This window comes from Janthinobacterium sp. GW823-FHT01H08 (assembly GCF_058797855.1).
Genome location: NZ_CM179504.1, coordinates 2,535,905 through 2,558,219 on the forward strand (window position 1 = coordinate 2,535,905; position 22,315 = coordinate 2,558,219).

At 64.7% G+C, this 22,315-nt stretch carries 19 protein-coding genes; 17 read left to right on the forward strand and 2 right to left on the reverse strand.

Going from position 1 to position 22,315, the window contains the following annotated elements; genetic code table 11:
- Window positions 1–9: 9 nt before the first annotated feature.
- Together ubiV and ubiT are read left to right on the forward strand one after the other, a co-directional pair.
- Window positions 10–906: a ubiquinone anaerobic biosynthesis protein UbiV gene (ubiV, locus tag AC3RCG_RS11375; RefSeq protein ID WP_070218297.1), complete on the forward strand. Its 897-nt coding sequence runs from the start codon at window positions 10–12 to the stop codon at window positions 904–906.
- A gap of 70 nt (window positions 907–976) precedes the next feature.
- Window positions 977–1,459: a ubiquinone anaerobic biosynthesis accessory factor UbiT gene (gene ubiT / locus AC3RCG_RS11380; RefSeq protein WP_070218324.1), complete on the forward strand. Its 483-nt coding sequence runs from the start codon at window positions 977–979 to the stop codon at window positions 1,457–1,459.
- Between the two features lie 22 nt (window positions 1,460–1,481).
- Here ubiT and AC3RCG_RS11385 read toward each other — a convergent pair whose 3' ends face one another.
- Complete coding sequence (locus tag AC3RCG_RS11385) at window positions 1,482–1,745, reverse strand: heavy-metal-associated domain-containing protein (RefSeq protein WP_070218296.1); 264 nt, start codon at window positions 1,743–1,745, stop codon at window positions 1,482–1,484.
- 248 nt (window positions 1,746–1,993) lie between these two features.
- Here AC3RCG_RS11385 and AC3RCG_RS11390 point away from each other — a divergent pair, with 248 nt between their 5' ends.
- From AC3RCG_RS11390 to AC3RCG_RS11460, 15 genes are all read left to right on the forward strand, one after another.
- A complete protein-coding gene (locus tag AC3RCG_RS11390; protein ID WP_070218295.1) occupies window positions 1,994–2,863 on the forward strand; it encodes a substrate-binding periplasmic protein in 870 nt (289 codons plus the stop codon).
- A gap of 270 nt (window positions 2,864–3,133) precedes the next feature.
- Window positions 3,134–4,816, forward strand: coding sequence for an aspartate-alanine antiporter (gene aspT / locus AC3RCG_RS11395; protein WP_492404001.1), 1,683 nt, complete (start codon window positions 3,134–3,136; stop codon window positions 4,814–4,816).
- 56 nt (window positions 4,817–4,872) lie between these two features.
- The gene (gene aspT, locus AC3RCG_RS11400; RefSeq protein WP_070289786.1) at window positions 4,873–6,561 is read left to right on the forward strand and encodes an aspartate-alanine antiporter; all 1,689 of its coding nucleotides are present in this window, start codon (window positions 4,873–4,875) and stop codon (window positions 6,559–6,561) included.
- 69 nt (window positions 6,562–6,630) lie between these two features.
- Window positions 6,631–8,253 carry a bifunctional aspartate transaminase/aspartate 4-decarboxylase gene (locus AC3RCG_RS11405; protein ID WP_492403999.1) on the forward strand — a complete coding sequence of 541 codons (1,623 nt, stop codon included), beginning with the start codon at window positions 6,631–6,633 and terminating at the stop codon, window positions 8,251–8,253.
- A gap of 178 nt (window positions 8,254–8,431) precedes the next feature.
- Complete coding sequence (locus AC3RCG_RS11410; protein ID WP_492403997.1) at window positions 8,432–9,841, forward strand: TolC family protein; 1,410 nt, start codon at window positions 8,432–8,434, stop codon at window positions 9,839–9,841.
- Window positions 9,842–9,843: 2 nt separating this feature from the next.
- Window positions 9,844–10,818 (forward strand): HlyD family secretion protein, encoded by a 975-nt coding sequence (locus AC3RCG_RS11415; protein WP_492403995.1) that lies wholly within the window; start codon window positions 9,844–9,846, stop codon window positions 10,816–10,818.
- 6 nt (window positions 10,819–10,824) lie between these two features.
- Window positions 10,825–12,006: an ABC transporter permease gene (locus AC3RCG_RS11420; protein ID WP_492403993.1), complete on the forward strand. Its 1,182-nt coding sequence runs from the start codon at window positions 10,825–10,827 to the stop codon at window positions 12,004–12,006.
- Window positions 12,003–13,163 carry an ABC transporter permease gene (locus AC3RCG_RS11425; protein WP_492403991.1) on the forward strand — a complete coding sequence of 387 codons (1,161 nt, stop codon included), beginning with the start codon at window positions 12,003–12,005 and terminating at the stop codon, window positions 13,161–13,163. Before AC3RCG_RS11420 ends, AC3RCG_RS11425 begins: the two co-directional genes overlap by 4 nt.
- 112 nt (window positions 13,164–13,275) lie before the next feature.
- Window positions 13,276–14,856, forward strand: a complete 1,581-nt coding sequence (locus AC3RCG_RS11430) for an AAA family ATPase (RefSeq protein ID WP_409026692.1) — start codon at window positions 13,276–13,278, stop codon at window positions 14,854–14,856.
- A gap of 2 nt (window positions 14,857–14,858) precedes the next feature.
- Window positions 14,859–15,326: a hypothetical protein gene (locus AC3RCG_RS11435; protein WP_162995613.1), complete on the forward strand. Its 468-nt coding sequence runs from the start codon at window positions 14,859–14,861 to the stop codon at window positions 15,324–15,326.
- A 9-nt stretch (window positions 15,327–15,335) separates the two neighbouring features.
- Window positions 15,336–16,307, forward strand: a complete 972-nt coding sequence (locus AC3RCG_RS11440) for a hypothetical protein (protein ID WP_492403989.1) — start codon at window positions 15,336–15,338, stop codon at window positions 16,305–16,307.
- Window positions 16,304–18,079 (forward strand): VWA domain-containing protein, encoded by a 1,776-nt coding sequence (locus AC3RCG_RS11445; RefSeq protein WP_492403987.1) that lies wholly within the window; start codon window positions 16,304–16,306, stop codon window positions 18,077–18,079. The genes AC3RCG_RS11440 and AC3RCG_RS11445 overlap by 4 nt, the downstream gene beginning before the upstream one ends.
- Before the next feature lie 82 nt (window positions 18,080–18,161).
- Window positions 18,162–18,755: a hypothetical protein gene (locus tag AC3RCG_RS11450; protein ID WP_492403985.1), complete on the forward strand. Its 594-nt coding sequence runs from the start codon at window positions 18,162–18,164 to the stop codon at window positions 18,753–18,755.
- Window positions 18,752–20,131, forward strand: a complete 1,380-nt coding sequence (locus AC3RCG_RS11455) for a phenylacetate--CoA ligase family protein (protein WP_492403983.1) — start codon at window positions 18,752–18,754, stop codon at window positions 20,129–20,131. The genes AC3RCG_RS11450 and AC3RCG_RS11455 overlap by 4 nt, the downstream gene beginning before the upstream one ends.
- On the forward strand, window positions 20,128–21,162 hold the full coding sequence (locus tag AC3RCG_RS11460) for an AAA family ATPase (protein WP_492403981.1): 1,035 nt from the start codon (window positions 20,128–20,130) through the stop codon (window positions 21,160–21,162). The genes AC3RCG_RS11455 and AC3RCG_RS11460 overlap by 4 nt, the downstream gene beginning before the upstream one ends.
- Window positions 21,163–21,280: 118 nt before the next feature.
- Here AC3RCG_RS11460 and AC3RCG_RS11465 read toward each other — a convergent pair whose 3' ends face one another.
- Window positions 21,281–22,273 carry an AraC family transcriptional regulator gene (locus AC3RCG_RS11465; RefSeq protein WP_492403979.1) on the reverse strand — a complete coding sequence of 331 codons (993 nt, stop codon included), beginning with the start codon at window positions 22,271–22,273 and terminating at the stop codon, window positions 21,281–21,283.
- Window positions 22,274–22,315 lie beyond the last annotated feature (42 nt).

A 22,315-nucleotide genomic window follows, 5' to 3' on the forward strand; every position in this document is an offset into this window, starting at 1 on the left:
GGAAAAGGCATGCTAAAACTCTCTTTGGGTCCCTTGCTGTACTACTGGCCGCGCGCCACCGTCTTCGAGTTTTACCAGCAGATCGCCGGCACCGCCGTCGATATCGTGTACCTGGGCGAAACCGTCTGCTCGCGCCGGCATGAGCTGCGCCTGGCCGACTGGCTCGATATCGCCGACATGCTGGCCGCCGCCGGCAAGGAAGTGGTGCTGTCGACGCAGGCGCTGATCGAGGCGGGCGCCGAACTGGCCACCCTGCGCCGCATCACGGGCAATGGGCGCTACGGCGTCGAGGCCAACGACATGGGCGCCGTGCATTGCATGGAAAAGGGCGCATCCTTCGTCGCCGGCCCCCATTTGAACCTGTTCAATGGCCCCAGCCTGCAACTGATGGCGCGCCTCGGTGCGCGGCGCTGGGTGATGCCGCTGGAAATGGGACAGACGGCGCTGGCCGAGATGCAGCGCCAGAAACCGGAAGGGCTGGAGACGGAAGTGTTTGCCTACGGACGCATGCCGCTGGCGTTTTCCGCGCGCTGCTTCACGGCGCGCAACCGCAACCTGCCGAAGGACGACTGCGGCTACAGCTGCCTGGAAGAGCCGGACGGCCTGCTGCTGCGCACGCGCGACGAAGTGCCCTTCCTCGTACTCAATGGCACGCAGACGCAGTCGGCGCTCGTCTACAACCTGGTGCGCGAACTCGACGCCATGCGCGACATGGGCGTGTCGGTGGCGCGCATCAGTCCGCAAGCCATGCATACGGAACAGGTGATCGCCATCTTCGACCGCGCCCGCCGGGGGCAGGTCAGCGGCATCGGCGCCCAGGCCCAGCTGGCGGCCTGCCAGCCGGCCGGCGCCTGCGACGGCTATTGGCACGGCCAGCCCGGCATGGAACAGCACGCCGCCCATTGAACGCATCGAAAGGAAGAACATGCAAGATCAACTGGAAAGATTGCCGGTCCCGGTCCCGGCCAAGCCTGCCATGAGCAAGCCCGCCGTGTCGTACCGGCTGCCCGAACCGCTGGCCGAATTGCTGTCCAAGCTGCCGCCGTATCCCGCCTCCTGGCTGTTCGTGCAAGGCTTGAACCGCCTGCTGGCGCCGCAATTGCCCGACGACGTGCGCTGCAGCCTGGAGGGGCGCAGCCTGCGCTTGCGCTTGCTGGACGCCGGTATCGCCTTCGATTTTGAGTGGCAGGGCACGGTGTTCGTGGCCGAACGCTATGTCGACGTGCCGGACCTGTGCATCGCCGCCAGCGTGCATGACTTGATGCTGCTGGCCCGGCGCCAGGAAGATCCGGACACCTTGTTCTTCAGCCGCCGTTTGAGCCTGGAAGGCGATACGGAGCTGGGCTTGCTGTTCAAGAATACGCTCGATGCCATCGAATTGCCGCCGTTCGACCTGCAGTCGCTGGGACCGCGTCGCGTGCTGGCGCATTTGCGCGACCGGGGCGCGCGGGGAGGCTGAGCGGAAAAGGGGAGGCGGGCGCTCAGTGGCGGCAGTGGCCGCAGGCGCCGCTGCACGATGGCAATTGTTCTTCATCGGACGCCTCGCCCATGAAGCCGGCGTCGTTGACGGCGGTCAGCAAACGTTCCTGCGTGGCCAGGCGTTCGTCGAATTGCACCGTGGCGCCGTGGCGCGCCAGCGAGACGCAGACGGTGGCCACGCCTGTGACGGCCTCAAGTGCGCCCGTCAATCTGTCGGCGCAGCCTTCGTGATCCATTCCAATAATATTCAAGCGCGCTGTCTGCATGTGGTCCTCTTGTTTTTCAGATAAAAAAACAGCGTAGGCGAGGGGCGCGCATGCCGTCCAGAGCAGCACGCAAGATTTATTTTCTATTTACGGTTTTATTGATCTGGATTAATTTGCACCGCTCCACTTCCGCCTGAATTGCTGTTGTTTTGTACACAGTTTCCATAATCCAGTCGACAAGCGTGCCCTGCTGCGCGATACTGTCATTCTGATAAGAACGCTGATGAAAGCGCTGGAAAGGAGGGGCCATGCAGCGCCGCCCCCTGCTCAAGCTTGCCGCCCTGTGGCCGTTGGGCGCTGCCGCCGCCGGCACGTCGCCGCCGCTGCAGCTCGTGTATCCGCGCCACCAGGCGCTCGATGATCCGCAGCAAGGTTATGTGACGGCCTTGCTGCAAATGGCGCTGTCGCGGTCGGGCCATGCCTATGCCTTGCGCCGCTCCGCACTGCGCATGGTGCAGACGCGCGCCATGCAGGAAATCGCCATGGCGTCGGGCAGCGTCGATGTCGTCTGGGCCATGACGAGCCGGGCGCGCGAAACGCAATTGCTGCCGGTGCGCATACCGATCGACCGCGGCCTGATCGGCTGGCGCGTGGCCCTGATCCATGCCCGCCAGACGCAGCTGCTGCGCGGCGTGCGCAGCGTCGCCGCCCTGGCGCGGCTGTCTGCCGGCCAGATGCGCGACTGGCCCGACTGCGCCATCCTGCAGGCGAACGGCTTGCGCCTCGATACCTCGAGCACCTACGAAGGCCTGTTCCAGCAGCTCGCGGCGGGGCGCATCGACTACTTTCCCCGCTCCGTGATCGAGGCCCAAAGCGAGCTGGCCAGCCACGCGCAATTGCCGCTGGCGCTAGACACCCATCTGGTCATCCGTTACCCGGCCGCACTGTACTTTTTTGTCGGCAAGCACCGGCCGGAACTGGCGCGCCACATTGAACTGGGACTGGAAACCATGCTGGCCGATGGCAGCTTTGCGCAGCTGTTCCAGCGCCATTTCGGCCGTCTCGCGCAGGGCCTGAATCTGTCCCGGCGTTACGTACTGGAGCTCGTCAATCCGGACCTGCCGGAGGAGACGCCGCTGGCGCGCAAGGCACTTTGGTATCGTCCAAATCATTACTAATGGTTTAGTTGAGCTATGTCAAACGACTGCTTCAATCGTGCGCAGGATGTTTGAGGAAACGCAAAGCGAGTTCAACAGAACACCTGTTGACACTTATAAAATTTTCGCCGAACATCATTCTACTTTGCAACACTTTGCAATACTTTCCCAGCGATAGCCGCCATGGCGGCTGTCGTGCGGACCCGTGCGCCCGTTCAACGGCAAGCCGCCGCCAGCCACCGAACGCTGTGCTCCCTTGTAACCATCCGTTATCTTTTCGAAGGTTTGCCCATGCTCGATTCGATCGCGTCGGTATTGCACCAGGTGCCGGAATTGGCCCTGTTCCTGGCGCTGGCGCTGGGCTACGCGGTAGGGCAGATACGCTTCGGCCCGATCCAGCTCGGCGGCGTGTGCGGCACCCTGATCGCCGCGCTGCTGATCGGCCAGCTTGGCATTACCCTGGACGCCAGCGTGAAAAACGTTTTCTTCATGCTGTTTATCTTTGCCCTCGGCTACGCGGGCGGTCCCCAGTTCTTTGCCAACCTCAATGCCAAGGGTTTGCGCCTGGGCATACTTTGCCTGATCGAAGTGGTGGTGGTGCTGGCGCTGGTGCTGCTGGCCACGCGTTTCCTGGGCCTGGACCAGGGCACGGCAGCCGGCATGATGGCGGGCGCGGCGACGGAATCGGCCGTCGTCGGCACGGCCACGGACGCGATCTCGAAGCTGGCGCTGCCGGCGGCCCGCATCGCCGAGCTGCAAGCCAATGTGGTCACCGCGTATTCCATCACATATATCTTTGGCCTGATCGCCATCGTCATCGTCACCAGCCAGATTTTTCCGCTGTTGTTGCGCGTCAATCTGCGCGAGGAAGCGGACAAATTATGGGAAAAAATGGGCGGCGCGCAGGCGGGCGCCGACGATTTGCAGGCGACGCCGGAAATGGTCGGCCGCGCTTACCGCATCAGCCGGGGCGCGGGACGCCGCCTTGATGCCTTGCAGCATATTTTTGCGGGCCGCGCCAGCATCACGCGCGTGCGCCGGCACGGCAAGGTATTACCGTTGGAGCCGGCACTGCGCCTGCGCAATAACGACGAAGTGCTGGTGATCGGCCACCGTCCCGCGCTGGTGGCGGCCGAAGCCATCCTGGGCGAGGAATTTGCCGACACGACGGGCTTGAACATGGCCGTCTCCGCCGTCGAAGTGGTGCTGCAGCAAGCCGCGCTGGTCGGCCAGCCCTTGCGCCAGCTGGCCTTGCCCACCGGCGTGCATGTGGCGGCCGTCATCCGCGGCGAGCACAGCATGCCGCCCTTGCCCGACCTTGCCCTGCAGCGCGACGACGTGCTGCGCCTGTACGGCACGACGGAAGGACGCGAACTGAACACGGCGCTGGCCGCCATCGGCAAGCGCGTGCCCACGGGCGACCGCAGCAATATCGTCTACGCCAGCATCGGCATCGTGCTCGGTGTGTATATCGGCGGCTTTACCGCCAGGCTGGGCGGCATTCCGTTTTCGCTGGGCACGGGCGGCGGGGCCTTGCTGACGGGCCTCGTATTCGGCTGGTACCAGGCGCGAAAACCTGGCATGCCGGGCATCCACCCCAGCGCGCTCGACATGATGAAGGATATCGGCCTGGCCACCTTCATCGCCTGCGTCGGCCTGGCGTCGGGACCGCAGGCAATCGAGCTGGTGCGCCAGTACGGCTTGTCGCTGCCGCTGATGGGCGTCTTGATCGCCGTCATCCCCGCCTCGCTGTCGTTGCTGGTGGGCCACTTTTTCCTCAAGCTGGAAGCGCCCGTGCTCTTGGGCGCCATCGCCGGCCAGCAGTGCAGCACCCCAGCCTTGTCGGCCGTGCAGAACGCGGCCGGCAATTCCACGCCCTTGCTGGGCTACACGATTACCTATGCCATCTCGAACGTGGTGCTGCCTCTGCTGGGGCCGCTCATCGTGGCCCTGGCCGGGTCCGTCCATGCATGAGCAGCTTGCAAGAGCACAGGCAGTAAAGAATTCCTTCAACACGAAAGGCGGTCCGCATGGAATGGTTGCATGAGTTATTCAAGAAGTCGCCCGAAATTGCCTTGTTTCTCTCCCTGGCAGTGGGCTACTACATCGGCAAGATCAAGTTCGGCTCGTTTCAGCTGGGCGGGGTCGCCGGTTCACTGCTGGTGGCGGTCCTCGTCAGCCAGGTAGGCGTGGCCATCGATCCCGGTGTCAAGTCGGTGCTATTTGCCCTGTTCATTTACGCGGTCGGTTATGAAAGCGGACCGCAATTCTTCAATTCGCTGGGGCGCCAGTCCGTGCGCGAAATCATCCTGGCCGTCGTGCTGGCCGTGACGGCGCTGCTGACGGTGGTCATCATGGCCAAGGTGTTCGGCCTGGACAAGGGCCTGGCGGCGGGCGTGGCGGCGGGCGGCTTGACGCAGTCGGCCATCATCGGCACGGCGGGCGATGCGATCACCAAGCTGGGCCTGGCGGCCGACGAGGTGGCGCGCCTGCAGGGCAACGTGGCTGTCGGCTATGCCGTCACCTATGTGTTCGGCTCGTTTGGCGCCATCATCGTCTGCGTCAATATCTTGCCTAAACTCATGGGTCGCACCATCCGCGAAGATGCGATCAAGGCGGAAACGGCGCTGCAGGCGGGCGTGCAGGTGCTGGGACCTGGCCAGACGCCGGCCGCGCCCGACTTGATCGGCCGCATCTACGACGTGGGTCCCGGTGCCGGCCGCACCGTGGAAGAGATTGAAAGCGCTCATCCGAACACGGCCATCACCATCGAGCGCGTGAAACGCAATGGCCAGATCATCGACGTCAGCCCGGACCTGGTGCTGGCCGCCGACGATATCGTGCTGCTGGTGGGCCGCCGCGAAGCGATGCTCAGCGTGTCTTCCCAGCTGGGCAAGGAATTGCTGGCCGTCGAAGGCATGGAACTGGTGATGCAGCGCCGCGACATGGTGCTGACCAACAAGGCTTACCACAACAAGACGGTGGGTGAAATCCGCAGCGCGACGGCGCCGGGCGTGCGTCACGGCATCTTTGTCGTGCAGCTGAGCCGCATGGGCAAGATCCTGCCCATGCAGCCGGAAACCGTCGTGCAGACGGGCGACGTGGTGACCATCTATGGCGCTGAGCAGGACGTCAAGCGCGTGGCGGCCGAAGTGGGCTACATGATCGTGCCGAGCGCCAAGACGGATTTCGTCTACATGGGCGCCGGCCTCGTCGTCGGCCTGCTGGTGGGCTTGCTGGTGGCGCGCATCGGTTCGATTCCGCTGACACTGGGCAGCGGCGGCGGCGTGCTGCTGTCGGGTCTCGTGTTCGGCTGGTTCCGCGCCAAGCGCCAGACCTTCGGTTACATGCCCAGCGGCGCCGTGCAAATCCTCAAGGATCTGGGCCTGGCCGGCTTCGTTGCCGTCGTCGGCCTCACGTCCGGCCTGCAAGCCGTGCAAACCGTGCGCGAACACGGCCTGACCCTGTTCGGCGTGGGCGTCGTGGTGACCATCCTGCCGATGATACTGACCATGCTGATCGGCCGTTACATCTTGCGCTATGACAACGTTGCCGTGTTTGCGGGCGCCTTGTCCGGCTCGCGCAGCGCCAATCCCGCGTTCGGCGAAGTGCTGAACGCGGCACAAAACTCGATTCCCACCGTACCGTTTGCCATCACATATGCCCTGGCCAACGTTTTCCTGACCTTGCTGGGGCCGCTGATTGTGGCCTTCGTCTGAGTCTGCATGTATGTGCAAGCACCTTTGCAAGAACCCTCAAAATTATCAGTCTGATAAGGAGTAGCAAAAATGGATTTCAGTAACCCAAGCAAACTCGCCCTGTTGAGCCCCTTCGAATTGAAGGATGCGCTGATCCAGACGGCCAAGCAAAGCAACCGCCTGATGCTCAATGCGGGTCGCGGCAACCCGAATTTCCTGGCGACCACGCCGCGTCACGGCTTCTTCCAGTTCGGCCAGTTCGCCATGACGGAAGCGGAGCGCTCGTATGTGTACATGGACGACGTGGGCGGCTTTCCCACGCGCGAGGGCATCGAGGCGCGCTTTGAAATCTTCGTGCGCAAACATGAGGGCAACCCGGGCGCGCATTTCATCGAGGCGGCCGTGTCGTACGTGCGCGACCAGCTGGGCCTGAGTGCGGGCGACTTCATCTATGAGATGTGCGAAGCCATCCTCGGCTGCAACTATCCCGTGCCGGACCGCATGCTGCGCCTGTCCGAGAAAATCGTCGGCCAGTATATCCACCGCGAAATGATCGGCGACCATCCGTTTGTCGGCAACTTCGACATGTACGCGGTCGAGGGCGGCACGGCGGCCATGACCTATCTGTTCGCCAGCCTGAAATCGAACCACATCATCCAGGAAGGCGACACGATCGCCCTGGGCATGCCGATCTTCACGCCCTACATCGAGATTCCCCAGCTGAACGACTACAAGCTGAACACCGTGCACATCGATGCGCCGCAATCAAACAACTGGCAATTCACCAAGAAGGAACTGGACAAGCTGCTCGACCCGAAAGTGAAAGCTTTCTTCCTCGTCAACCCCAGCAATCCGCCATCCGTCAAGATCGACGACGAGACCCTGGAATACATCGCCAAGATCATCAAGAAGCGCCCGGACCTGATCATTTTGACCGATGACGTGTACGGCACCTTCGCCGACAATTTCGTCTCGCTGTTCGCCATCTGCCCGTTCAACACCATCCTCGTATATTCGTTCTCGAAATACTTCGGCGCGACGGGCTGGCGCATGGGTGTGGTGGCCACGCATGAAAACAATGTGCTCGACGACAAGATTGCGAAGTTGCCTGAAACCATCAAGAAGCAGCTCGATGCGCGCTATCACTCCATCACGACGGAACCGCGCCAGCTGAAATTCATCGACCGCCTGGTGGCCGACAGCCGCACGGTGGCGCTGAACCACACGGCCGGCCTGTCCACGCCCGTGCAGGCGCAGATGACCCTGTTCTCCTTGTTCTCGCTGATGGATGAAGAGCAAAAGTACAAGCAATCGATGAAACGCATCGTGCTGCGCCGCAAGGAAGCGCTGTACCGCGAACTGGGCTTGCCGATGGTGCACGACGCCAATTCGGTGCGCTACTACCATCTGCTGGACATGGAATCCTTGGCCGCGCAGATGCATGGCGTGGAGTTTTCGCAGTGGCTGCTGAAAAAACTCAAGCCGAACGAAGCGCTGTTCCGCCTGGCCGAGGAAACGGGCGTCATCCTGCTGCCGGGCCGCGGCTTCGGTACCACGCATCCGTCCGGCCGCGTCTCGCTGGCCAACCTGAACGAATACGACTACGCCAATATCGGCCGCGCCATCCGCAGCATGGCGTCCGAGTTCTTTGCCGTATTTGAAAAGGAAAAGGAGAAGGAAAAGGAAAAGGGCGGCAAGAAGGCGAAGAAGTAAGCCGCTAGCCGTGTAGTCTGACAAAAACGGGCGCCCCGCATGAGGCGCCCGTTTTTGTCTGTCAGCTTGCGTAACCAATAGTGCAGGCTGGAATGGACATCCGTGGATATAATTGCTATTGTGAAAGTATAAACATGGCAACCCCGTGCTTTCCCCTCATTCATTGACTGGACGCTACATGGGCAGATTGCAAGGACATTTATCATTATTGCTGGCGAGCGCGCTGGGCGCGGCCATGCCGGCCCTGGCGGAACCTCTGACATTCAGCGAAGCGCTGCAGCAAGCGGCAGCCGCTTCGGGCGCCGTGCAGGGCGCCGCGCTCGACGTGCGCGCGAAGACCCTCAAGGCGGAGGCGCTGTCGAATATCGACGGCCCTTCCGTGGACTTGACGGCGTTTCGCGGCCGCCTGTCGACGGACTTGAACATCGATACGAGCGGCTTGTCCGGCGTGGTGGGCGGCATCGAGTCCGTGCTGCCATCGATTCCCGGCTTGCCCAAACCACAGATTCCCAATTCCCTGAGCCGCGAAGTGGTGACGGACCTGACCTCGTTCGGCTTGCTGGGCATGTGGCCCATCTACACGGGCGGGCGCCTGGACGCCGTCAAGGGCCTCGCGTCGAGCCTGACCCTGGCCGCGCAGGCGGAGCGCACGGAAGCGGAAGAGCAGCTGGCCACCCTGGTGGCGCAGCGCTATTTTCAATTATTGCTGGCGAAGCGGGTGGTGGCCGTGCGGGCCGAAGTGACGGCCGGCGTGACGCAGCACCAGCGCGACGCGGCCAAGCTGGAAAAGGGCGGCCTGATTTCGCGCGCGGAACGCCTGCGTGCCGACGTGGCCCTGGACAGCGCCCGCAGCGACGAGGCGCAGGCGCGCAGCGATGAGGAAATCGCCCAGGTGGCGCTCGACCGTTTGCTCGCCGTCAACACGCAAGTGCTTCCCAGCACGCCCCTGTTCGTCAACAGCCTGCCCGTCGGCACCTTGCAATCGTTCATCAGCACGGGCATGCGCGAAAATGCGAACTGGAAAAAGATCGACAGCAAGCGCGTGCAGGCCGAGCAAGCCTTGAAGCTGCACGGCAAGGAATATGCGCCCACCGTCTTTGCCATCGGTAACTACAACTTGAATCGCGGCAACGAAAAACTCGTGCGGTCGAACTGGGCCATTGGCCTCGTCGTGGCCGTGCCGCTCGTGCACCGCATCAACACGGGCAAGATGATCGCCGCCGCCAAGCTGGACCAGGAGCGCGTGGAAGTGGTGGCGCGCCAGGCCGAGCGCGACATTCCTACCCTGATCGAAAAGAATTGGCGCGCGCTGGAAAACGCCCGCATCCAGTACCTGTCCACGGCGTCGTCGGTGGAGCTGGCGCGCGAAAATATCCGTTTGCAAACGGTCGCCTTCCAGCAAGGACAAGTGACGTCGCTGGAAGTGGTCGACGCGCGCCTGAACCTGGCCAAGGTCGAGACCCAGCGCGCGCAGACTGCCTATAACTATGTGATGGGCCTGGCGCAATTGCTGGAAGCGACGGGCGAGACGCAGCGCCTGGGCAGCCTGGCCGCTGCGGCCGATATCCAATTACCTGTGGACAAATAATAATGAGCACCTCCAAAAAACCATTGGCCATAGTCGCCGCCATCCTCGTCCTGGGCTTCGTGGGCTGGGGCTTGTACCAGGCGTTCCAGCCGCAGCGCCTGCCTTTGCAGGGACAGATGGATGCGCAGGAAGTCAATGTCTCGTCGAAAGTGCCGGGCAGGGTGGGCGAGCTGTACGTCAAGCTGGGCCAGACGGTGCCGAAAGGCGAGCTGCTGTTCCAGCTGACGAGTCCTGAAGTGGATGCCAAGGTCGCGCAAGCGACGGCCGCCACGCAGGCAGCCGATGCCGTGGCGCAAAAGGCGCAAGCGGGTGCGCGTCCGGAAGAAATCGCCGCCGCGAAAGCCAACTGGGAGCGGGCGCAAACGGGCGCCACCATCGCCAAGACCACGTACACCCGCGTCAACAATATGTACGAGCAAGGCGTGATCGCGCAGCAGAAACGCGACGAGGCGCAAGCGCAATGGCGCGCCGCCGACCAGCTGGCGCAAGCGGCCCGCGCGCAATATGACATGGCGCAAAAGGGCGCCCGTCCGGAAGACAAGACGGCCGCCGCCGCCCAGGCGCGCCAGGTGGGCGCCGTGCTGACGGAAGCGCAGGTCGCCCTGGCGGAAACGAAGATCGCCGCGCCCGTGGCCGGGCAGGTCAGCAAGATCCAGATACAGCCCGGTGAACTGGCGCCGCAAGGCTTCCCCGTGATCACCCTGGTGAACCTCGATGACGCCTGGGCCGTGCTGCAGGTGCGCGAAGATGAAATGGCCGCGTTTGCCATGGGCAGCACGCATACGGCCAATGTGCCGGCCTTGAAGCAGCAAGTGAGCTTCAAGGTCAGTTCCGTGGCCGTGCTGCCCGATTTCGCCACGTGGCGCGCGGCCCGCCCGGGCGGCACGGACTTGCGCACGTTTGAAATCCGGCTGCGCCCCGCCATCAAGGTCGAGGGCTTGCGCCCGGGCATGTCGGTCGTGTTTCCACCGCTCTGATACGCGATGAACGAAGCGGATAAGGGGCCGGTTTCTGCGCTGGCGCGCGAGTGGGCGCGGCTGCGCGGCGATTTCTGGGACTTCGGCATGCTCAGCTGGATTCCCGTCGTGCTGTGCGGCATGCTGTGGCTGGTGTTTTCCGCCGGCATCGCGCGCGACTTGCCCATCGTCGTCATCGATAACGACAACTCGACCTTGTCGCGCCAGCTCACGCGCTGGCTCGACGCTTCGCCCGGCATCGCGGTGGCGGCGAAAGTGGCCTCCAGCGACGAAGCCCTGCATCGCTTGCGCGAGCGTACGGCGTTCGGCTACCTGCTGATCCCGAACGATTTCGAACAGAAACTGCTGGGCGGCAGGCAAGCCACCGTGCAATGGCTGTACAACGCGCAGTTTTCCTCGCATGCGGGCGCCTTGCTGCGCGACGTGCGCACGGTCAGCACGACCTTGTCGGCCGGCATCGAGATGACGGCGCGCGCAAAAAAGGGCATGTCGGGCGTGCAGGCGGCGGCCCAGTTCGAACCGATCCGCACGACACTGAACAGTTTATATAACGAGAACATCAGCTATGAAGCATTTTTAACGTTGGCCCTGATGCCGGCCATGCTGCAGATCTTCATCGTCGTTGCCGTCGTCACGTCCATCGGACGCGAGTTGCGCGACGGCACGGTGCCGCAATGGCTGGCCTCGGCCAAGGGCAGCTGGCTGCGTGCCGTCGGCGCCAAGCTGCTGTTTCCCGTGATCGCCTACTGCGCGCTGGCGCTGCTGTATCTGCTGTTCTTCAGCCTGGCGCGTGGCTGGGCCGTGGCGGGCAGCTTGCCGGCCTTGCTGCTGAGCATGCTGCTGCTGGTGCTCGCGTATTGCGGCATGGCCACCTTGCTGATCGGCGCCACCCTGTCCCTGCGCCTGGCCCTGTCGGGCGCGGCATTTATTACCGCACCGGCCTTCGCGTTCGCAGGCCAGGCCTTTCCCCTGATGGCCATGCCGGCACCGGCGCGCGCCTGGGCGGAAGCCTTGCCGCTCACGCATTATCTGCAATTGCAAACGAAATACTGGCTGGCCGGCGCACCGTGGCGCTATGGCGTGCAGGAAATGCTGATCTTGGCCGGCTTTGCCATCGGCTGCGGCGCCGTGGGCGTATTCCTGCTGGCGCGCCGCGCGAATATGCCTGCGGCCTGGGGGCGCGCATGATCTGGCCGGCTTTTATCGCCACCTGGCGCGCCATGCTGACGGACAAGGGGGCGCTGACCTTGCTGTTTATCGGCGGCATCATCTATTCCTTCTTTTATCCGCTGCCATACTCGACGGAAATCGTCCAGCGCGTGCCCGTGGCCGTCGTCGACCAGGACCGCAGCGCCATGTCGCGCCAGCTCACGCGCTTCGCCATGGCTCACCCCTCGCTGCAAGTCGTGGCCGTCACGCCGGACTTGTCCGTCGCGCAGGATTTGCTGTGGCGCGACAAGGTCATGGGCGTGCTGATCCTTCCCGACGGTTTGCAGACGGACGTGCTGGCCGGCCGCGCCGCCCATGCGCAGGTGGCGGGCAATGGCCTGTACTTGATGCTCAACAAGGTGGCCTTGAACGGCCTGGCCGAAGTGGTGGGCACGGTGTCGGCCGGTATCGAACTCAAACGCCTGGGGGCGGGCACGCCATCGACCGTGCAGGCCAACCAGCAGCGCTCGCCCATTGCCTTCGATGCCGTGCCCCTGTTTAACGTCAAGGAAGGCTATGGCGCGTATGTCGTACCAGGCGTGGCTACTCTTATTGTGCAGCAGACCTTGCTGATCGGCATGACCATGCTGTTCGGCACCTGGTACCAGCGCAAGAGCTTTCCGCTGGCCGGCCGGCGCACGGCGGGCGGCTATGCGGGCATGCTGCTGGCGTTTGCCTGCGTGGCTTTCCTCAATTGCTGCTATTTCTTCGGCTTCGTCTTCTGGTTCCAGGATTACCCCCGTGGCGGCAACTTCGGCGGCATGCTGTTGCTGCTGGTGCTGTTCTCGCTGGCGGAGGCGGCGTTCGGCATGCTGCTGGGCATGCTGTTCCGCACGCGCGAACGGGGCACGCAGCTGATGATCGCCACCTCGATGCCGGTGCTGTTCCTCGCGGGCCTGACCTGGCCCGTATCGTCCATGCCCGTCGTGCTGCAATGGCTGCGCTGGCTGCTGCCGTCCACGGCTGGCATCCAGGGCTTTGTTGCGCTCAACCAGATGGGCGCGTCGCTGTATGAAATCCGCCATGAAGTGGCGGGCTTGCTGGCCTTGCTACTGGCCTGCGTGGCGCTGGGCTGGTGGCGCTGGCGCAAGCTGGAGGAAACCGTTGTTGATTTGAACAAGGCCGAAGGCACTTGATATGCAATAATTTCATTTCCGTAACCCCAGCGAAATGCTGGGGTCGGACCCTGAGGGTCCGACCCCGGTCCTTGGCTTTAGGGGTTGATTCGATGCCTTTTTGATGATTTCTATGTCTGCATTCAATTTGTTCCAGCGCTTGTCCCAAGCCCCCACCAAGCCCAAGGCCGCGCCCGCCGTGCGGCAGTTCGATGTGGCGGACCTGTACCAGGGCCCCATCGCGCTGGGAGCGGAAGGCGAGGCGCAAGCGCGGCCTTTCGATGAAAAGCTGCGCCAGGCGTATTTCTGGATCGTCAACCATGCCATCATCAGCCCCCACTACGACATCGAGTACAACGACGGCCCGTCGCAGACGTATTCCGTGGGCGACAGCCGCCGTACATTGAATTTGCCGTCGGCGCAAAGCTATTCGAGTTTTATTTTGCTGCCCCTGCTGACGTTCGCCACGCGCCGCAAATGCCTGTTTGTGGGCGGGCCGGGGCGGGGCAAGACGGCCAGCGCCCTGCTGATGGGCGTGCTGGCCGGTTCCACCGTCAAGGAAGTCAAACGCGCGATGCAGCATGGCCACCCGCAGATGACGGTGGCCGATTTGCTCGGCAATCCCTTACCGGCCGACCTGGTCAACGCGCAAAGTATGGACGATATCCGCATCGCCTGGCGCGCCTGGCTGGGCATGCGCGTGAAGATCGTCGATGAATACAACCGCATCCCCACGCGCACGCAAAGCGCGCTGCTCACCGTCATGGGCGACAATTACGCGGAAGTGCTGAACCATATTTACGAGTGCCCGGAAGCGGCCTGGTATCTGACGGCCAACGACGACCAGGGCGGCGGCACCTACCAGGTGATCGAGGCGCTGCGCGACCGGGTCGACGTGACGGTGCAGGCGCTGGCCTTCAACCCGCGCTTCCTGAACGAGCTGCTGCTGCGCGTGGAAGAAAACGTGCGTCCCGAAGAGCTGGTGCCGCCCGATATCATCTTCACGGAAGGGGAGGTGGACCAGATCGGCGAAGCGATCCGCCAGGTGGGCATACCCGACGCCGTGCGCCGCCGCCTGGAATTTTTTGCCAGCCAGTTCGAGCTGTTCGAGACGGCCGGCGGCCAGTTCGAATACATGACCAAGGACACGGCCCGTTTGGCCGGTGCCGACCGGGGCGCCGCGCAGGCGGCCGACAATGGGCGCGACCGTTTGAAGGATCTCGGTTGCCAGACCTTGAACGGCATCTCCGTGCGCACCCTGATGGCGCTCATGATCTACGCCAAGGCCATGGCGTATTTCCGCGGCAATGGCGAGGTGGCGCTGGAAGACTTGCGCCAGGTGCTGCCCTTCGTCCTGCATAACAAGCTGCAGCCGGACCCGGACGCGCCATTTTTCGCGCTGCCGGAAAACGCCGCCTACCGCAGCGACAGATTGGGCTGGCTGCGCCGCCTGTTCGACCTGTCCAACGATGAATTCAACCGCCTGGACCTGGACCGTGACGATCCCGTGGGCGTGCTGTCGGCCGAATTCGACCTGGGCCTCGACGGCGTCAGCGAACGTGAAACCCTGGCGCGCCTGAACCGCATCGAAAAGCTGATCGGCGAACGCACGAAGGGGCGCAAGCTGTACGGCCCCCTGTACGACGACCTGCTGAAATTGAAATACCTGCATCAGCGCTACACCAACTATCGCAGCTGGCTGCGTTCGCAATGAGCGTGCCGCACTGTCAAGGCTTCCTGGAAGCGCTGGCCATGCTTAATGGCGAAGCGAGCGACCTGTGCGCGAGCTACGAATTATCACGCCTGCCCGACGCGCCGGACCTTGCCACGGCGCTGGGCTTGCGCGTGGAAGACCATGCCTTGCACGTCATCGAGCCGGCACGCGACTTGCCGGCCGCCTTGTGGCACATCAAGGCGGCGCCGTGCGGACGCGCGCAGCTGGAACAAGTGTGCCAGCGCTGGTTTTTCTCGTCGCGGCACATGCAGGCGGCGCCGCCGACACGCTTCCGCGCGCAGCTGGTGGCCGCCTTCCTCGAATCGCTCGACGAGGCGCTGGGCGGTTTTTCCACGTATGCCGTGACGATGACGCCGCCCGCCGGTTTCTGGTACGCCATCCACTGGGACGAGATCGCGTTCGAACTGGGGAATGAACGCTATCTGCTGCACTTTTCGCACAGCGACTGAGGGGCCGCGATGATCTCTCCTGCCTTTGCCTCGCTACTTGCCGGCGGCCGCGCCCAGTTCAATGCGCGCGCGGCGGAAGCGCGCCGGCGCTTTCCCTCGCTCGACATGGCCGCCTTCGGCGCCTTCTTGCTCGACGGCGTCGATCCGCTGGTGGTCGCCGTGGCCGCCGCCGCGCCCGAGCGAGCGGGCGGCGTGACCCTGGCCGCCTACGACATGGCCCTGGAACTGGTGGGCCATGGCCTGGCCGGTCCGGCCGCGAAAAATCCCTTCCTCAATACCGTCTGGCGCGAGCTGGCGCCGCAGCTTTCCACGCTGCTGGCGACGGCGCCCATCGACGTGCTGGGCATGCTGAGCAACGCCGCCGTCCACATCGCCTCCGTGGCGGGGGCGCGTCCCACGCAGTGGCAGCGCGAGCTGGCCGCCCTGGCGCCGAAGATCGCCACGCTGGCGCAGCTGCGCGCCGTGGGCCAGGTGCTGGCCTGGCGCGCCGGCGTCGCGCATTTCCGCCAGGGCGCGCTGGCCGCCGCCGATACATTGCCGCCCGCCTTGGCGCTGGCCGCTTTCGATGAAGCCGGTGCGCCATGGCCGCAGGTGCATGCGCAGCTGATGGAGTACCCGTGGCGCGGCAATGCTGACGGCAGGGAGTTCGGCAGCTTCACAGGCCTCGGTGGCGACTTCGGCGCGCCGCCGCAGGTGCGCGCTGCGGCGGATGGTTTTATCGTGCGCAGCGGCGAGCGCCATTACCTGCTGGTGGCCGACGCCTTTGGCGCCGTGCTGCACAGCGCCACGGCGCAGGAGTTCGAGCAGGGGCAAACGGGCATGCCGGCGGCCGTGCGGCTCGATAGGACGACCCTGCAGATCGGCGCGCGCCGCATCGAACTCGATGTGCCGGCCGGCGACATCGCCATCGCCGCCAATGCGCATACGGTCGCCGTCACGTCGCCATGGACGCACGCGATCCGCCTGCTGCCGCTCGCATGAACAAGATCACCGACACGGCCCTGATCGAGGCCTGGCGCGCTGCCTGGCCCGAGGCCCTGGCCGTATGGAGCAAATTTACGCGCCTGCGCGACCCCAGCCTGTGTGCCAGCCGCGTCGAGGCCAGCAAGCAGGGCCTGTCCGGCAGCTTCGCCATGATCCGGCTGCTGGACCAGAGCGTGGTGGTGGACTTGCCGCTGGTGACGGAACTGGGGCTGGACGGCTATGCGCTGGAAATCCTCGCCCATGAAATCGGCCACCATATCCTCGCGCCGGGCAGCGCCGGCGACCAGTTCCGTTTGCTGGCGCGCATGCGCCGCGCCTTGCCCACACTGGAGCAGCACGCGCCCATGGTGGCCAATCTGTACACGGACCTGTTCATCAACGACCGCTTGCAGCGCCAGGCGAATCTGCGCATGGCCGACATCTACCGCAAGCTGCAGCAGGGGCGCACGGTGGAAGCGCGCGCCAAGGGCAGCGGCGGCGTATGGACCTTGTACATGCGCATCTATGAAAACCTGTGGCAGCTGGAAAAGGGAGAGCTGGGCGGAGCAGGGGCTGAGCACGAGGCGGACGAACGCCTGGACACGGACGCCTGGCTGGGCGCGCGCCTGATACGCGTGTATGCAAACGACTGGATGCTGGCGGCGGGCCGCTTCGCCACCTTGCTGCTGCCCTATCTGGTCGACGATACGGATGCTCTGGGCCCGAGCCGTTATCTGCAGGACACGCGCGACGCGGCCCGGGGCTGCCAGACGTATGGCGCGCAGCAGATCGAGGATGACGAGGAGGGCGGCGCCATCCACCCGGTGCACGACAAGCGCATTTCCGGCCTCGATGGCGAGGAGCCGCAAGGCGAGGCGCCGGCAGGGCAGGGCGGCGGCCAGCTGCGCGAACCGTTCGAGCTGGGCGACATTCTGAAGGCCTCGGGCATCGATCTGAGCGACCATGAAATCGCCATCCGCTACTACCGCGAGCGCGCCTTGCCGCACCTGGTAGCGTTTCCCAGCCGCCCCGCGCCCGAGTCGCAGGAGCCGCAGATGGAAGGGCTGGAAGCGTGGGAAATCGGCGATCCGCTTGAGGAAATAGACTGGCTGCAATCCGTGATGCAGTCGCCGCGCCCCGTGCCCGGCGTGACGACCGTGCGCCGCGTGTATGGCCGCGAACCGGCGCGCGCCGTCGACGCCGTGCCCGTCGACCTGGACATGTACGTGGACAGTTCCGGCTCCATGCCGAACCCGCAGGCGCACACCTCGTTCCTGACCCTGGCCGGCGCCGTCATCGCCTTGTCCGCCCTGCGCGCCGGCGCGAAAGTGCAGGTGACCCTGTGGAGCGGCAAGAACGAGGTGATGCAGACGCCCGGCTTCGTGCGCGATGAAGACCTGATCCTGGGCGTGCTGACGGAGTTTTTTGGCGGCGGCACCTGTTTCCCCATCCACTGTCTGCGCAAGACCTATGCGGGCAAGCGCGAACGGCCCGCGCACATCCTGATGATTTCCGACGATGGCATCACCTCCATGTTCGACAAGGATGAACTGGGCAACAGCGGCTGGGATATTTCCGCCAAGGCGCTGGCCCAGGGCGGCGCGGGCGGCACCATGGCCCTGAACCTGGCGCGCGACTGGGATGGCGCGGCGAGCCACAAGTGGCTGCAGCAGACCTATGACGACCTGAAACGCGCGCGCCGCGAGCAGGGCTGGGATATCCACGCCGTCGAGCGCTACGAGGACTTGCTGGACTTTGCGCGGGCGTTCAGCCGGCGCCACTATGTTTAAATCCGGGGTCAGACCCGCCGGGTCTGACCCCAGCCTTTGCTTTTCGGGCTAAATTTGCACATCACTGTATAAGAAAAGGCCCATGAATATCTCTGGTCCCCACCTCGAAACCTTAACCCACCGCCTGGCCGACACGCCCGTCGAATTCCTCGCCGAGCCCCGTATCGCCGGTGTCGCCAATGCGCAGGCCGTGGCGGTGGCCGCGCTGGTCAACGACATTGTGCTGCTGCATGGCGCGCGTGCGCCGGCCGTGTCACTGCAGGGTTTTGTCGGCGCGCAAGTGAAGGCCGACCGCAACCGGCTGGCGCTGGCCATGATCCTGTGCTGGCTGCTGGCCGACGAGTGGTTCATCGCACAGCGGTTGCCGCAGCATGACCTGCTGCAGGTGCTGGGCGAGGCGGCGCGCGAACTGGCCGCCAGTACGCCGGCACACCAGTTCACGCAAGACCCGGAGCGGCGCGAGGAACTGGCGCGCATCGTGCTGGCACGCCTGGGTTTTCGGCCCCGCGATGAAAGCGTGGCGCAGGCGACGGACAGATTGTCCGCCATCAGCGGCACGGAGCGCCGCCGCCTGCTCGAAGCGAGCCGCCTGGCCGAGCAGCGTTCGCGCGAGATCCGCGAGGCGCTGGCGAAGAAGGCGGCCGAGGAATCGGCCGACAAGTGGTCGCGCGAATGACGCTCGCTGGCAAACCTGACGTCAACCTGCCGGGCGGTGCCTGGGAATCGGACCGCGACTATTGTCCCACCCTGACGCCGGCGGGGGCGCGCATGCTGGAAAAGCTGCGCAGCCATCCGTGCGCACCCCGGTACCGCAACCGCAGCGGCAACAAGCTGCTGGCGGCGGAGGTCGAAGCGCTGCGCGCCTATGAACAGGACGTCATGGATGCCGCGATCGGCTGGAGCGCCGCCGCGCCGCCGCCCTGGCTGGCGGATTTTCTCAGGACGACCTACGCCACGGTGCCGTATTATCGTGCCTGCGGCTCGCCCCCCGCGCGCCTTGCGGACGTGGCGCCCGTCAGCCGCGCCGAACTGGCCCACGACATCGCCGCCTTCGTGCCCGACGATGCGGACCTGGCGCGCATGATCAATTTCCAGACGACGGGCACCACGGGCCATCCGCTGCTGATCGCCTCGCATCCGCTGGTGGCGGGGCGCTACCTGGCCTTCCACAAGCGCGCGCTGCGCCGCTTCGGCGTGACCCTGCGCCATGGCGCGGGCCAGGTGGGCGTGATGCTGCTGGGGCACCAGCGCCGCTGCTTCACCTATGTCTCCGTCACGCCGACGATGAACGAATCGGGCCTGGCGAAGATCAACCTGCACGTGGACGACTGGCGCCAGCCTGAAGACCGCTCGCGCTACCTGGACGCCATGGCGCCCGAGCTGATCGCGGGCGACCCCATCTCGTTTGCCGAGCTGCTGACCTTGTCAATGACGCACAAGCCTGCCGCGCTGCTGTCCGTCTCGATGATGTTGTTGCCCGGCATGCGCGCGCGGCTGGAAGCGCGTTTCGGCTGCCCCGTGCTCGATATCTATTCGCTCAATGAAGTGGGACCCGTCGCCGTGTACGACGAGCGGGCGGGCGGCCATGTGTTGCTGCAGCACCGCTTGTACGTGGAAATCCTCGATGCTGCGGGACAGCCCGTGCCCGATGGCGCGCGCGGTGAAATCACCGTGACGGGCGGTTTTAACTTTTGCCTGCCCCTCGTGCGCTACCGCACGGGCGATTACGCGTCGCTGCTGCATGGCCCGCATGGCCCCGTGCTGGTGGGCCTGGCTGGCCGCAGCCCCTTGCGCTACAGGACGGTCAACGGCGACTGGATCAACAATATCGACATCACGCATGCCCTGAAACCGCTGGCCATCGCCCTGTTCGGCGTGCATCAGCATGGCGACGGCGCCGTCGCGCTGCGCCTGGCGCCGAACGCCATGCCGCAGGCTGACCGTGCGCGCGCCTTGCTCGCGCCCTTTTTCGGCGACATCGCGGTCGAGACCTTGCTGGCGGAAGACAAGATCATTCAATACACCTCGGATTTGCGGGAAGCGGCAGCATGAAGCTCCATAAACGCGGCCTTGTGGTCGGCAAATTTTGCCCGCTGCATCAGGGCCATGAACTGTTGATCAACCGTGCGCAAGACGCCTGCGAAGAGCTGCTGGTGGTCAGCTACACCAAGCCCGAATTTCCCGGCCTGGAACCGGCGCGCCGGGAACGGTGGCTGCGCGCGCAATTCCCGCAAGCGCACATCGTGGTGCTCGACGATGCGCGCCTGGCCGCCCTGTGCGCGGCGCGCGGCGTGCCGGCGCGTGCGCTGCCGCACAACGACGCCGATGGCGACGACCATCGCCACTTCATGGGCTGGCTGTGCTGGACGGTGCTGGACTTGCCCGTCGATGCCGTGTTTAGCAGCGAAGAGTATGGCCCCGGCTTTGCGCAGGTGCTGGAACGGCATTATGCAGCTGGCGCGGTGGCGCACGTGAGCGTGGACCAGGCAAGAACCCTGGTGCCCGTGTCCGGCACTGTGGCACGGCAAGACCCGCATGCGCACAGCGCCTTCCTGTCGCCCGTTGTGCGCGCCGATTTCGTCACGCGCGTGTGCGTGCTCGGCGGCGAGTCGAGCGGCAAGACGACTTTGACGCAAGCGCTGGCGCGGCATTTCGAGACGGCCTGGGTGGCTGAGTACGGCCGAGAGTTATGGGAGCGCCAGGATGGCGTATTGCACTATGACGATCTGCTGAAGATCGGCCGGGAACAGCTGCGCCGCGAAGCGCAGGCGCTGTTGGCTGCGCGGCGCTGGCTGTTTTGCGATACCTCGCCCATAACCACGTATTTTTACTGCGTCGAGATGTTCGGCAGGGCCGAGCAGGAACTGGCCCAGCTGGCCGAACACCGCTATGACCTTATGCTGCTGTGCGCGCCCGATTTCCCCTTCATTCAGGACGGCACCCGCCGCGACGAGGATTTCCGCGCGCGCCAGCATGCGTGGTATCAGGCCGAGCTGGCGCGGCGGGGGATCGCCTATGTCAATGTGTCAGGTTCCGTGGATGACAGGGTCAGGCAGGTGGCGCAGGTGCTGACGGGACCTTAATGGCGGATGCGTGGCGTACGCGGCGGTGTCGGATTACGCTGCGCTAATCCGACCTACGCAGTTACCGCCAAGGCCGCGCGGCACGAAGCCGTGCCTGCCGCGTAATCCGACGAGATTGTTACAGCGGCTGCACGGGGATGCAGATCTCGCAAGAGAATTCGCCGGTGGCCGGGTCCATCGCCGTGGCGGCGGCAAAGCGCTCGAAGCAGGGGCGCTCGTCCCACTGCAGGCCGCTGGCCGGCAGCCATTCGCGCGCCATGCGCGTCCACGCGTCGGGGATGGCGCTGGACGGTCCCTTGAACTGCGCCACCGCATAGCGCCCGCCTGGCAGGGTGGCGAGGCTGGCGCGGCCGCCTGACTGGAAGCCGTCGGGCACGGCGACGCAGGCGTCGTAGCGGCATTTTTCCGGCGGCGTGATGCTGGGATCGTCTAGGCCGATGCCGTAGCAGGTGGCGTCGCCCAGGCCGTGCGACTGCATCCACGGTGATACGGTGTCGCGCCAGAAGGCGCTGATGGCGGGGCCGTAGGGGCCGATATGGCGCTGGCACGCGACGGTGGCGGGCGGCAGGTCGAGGATGGTGACTTGCATGGGACTCTCTCTATCAAGTGGATTGGAGTGCCCATGGTGCTGGAAGTTCGGTCCGTATTCCTGATCGGTATTGCGCATGGCCTGATCCGGATTGCTATCTTGCCGGCGCAGGCGCATGGCCGCGAGCATGGCGGCGTTTTTCGCGGCAATGCCGGCGCGCCAGGCTGTCGGCGTGCAGCCGAATTTCAGCTTGAAGGCGCGCGCAAAAGCTTCGCCGGAACCGAAGCCCGTCGCCAGCGCGATGTCTAGTATCGACTCGCCGGGACGGCAGGCCAGCCGCAAGGCGGCCGATTCCAGGCGCCGGCGGCGCGCATAATCGCCCAAGGTTTCGCCCATCCAGGCGGCGAATACGCGGTGAAAGTGAAAACGCGAAAAGTGCGCGACGTCGGCCAGTTGGGCCAGGTCCAGCGGCGTGTCCAGGTGGCGGTCGATATGGTCGAGCACGGCGTTCATGCGGCGCGCATATTCGGCGCGGAACTGGCCGGATACCGGCTGCTCCGGCGAAGAGGAAGGGGAGTTCATACCGTCAATTATGGCATGAACTCCCCAGGGGAACGGCGCGAA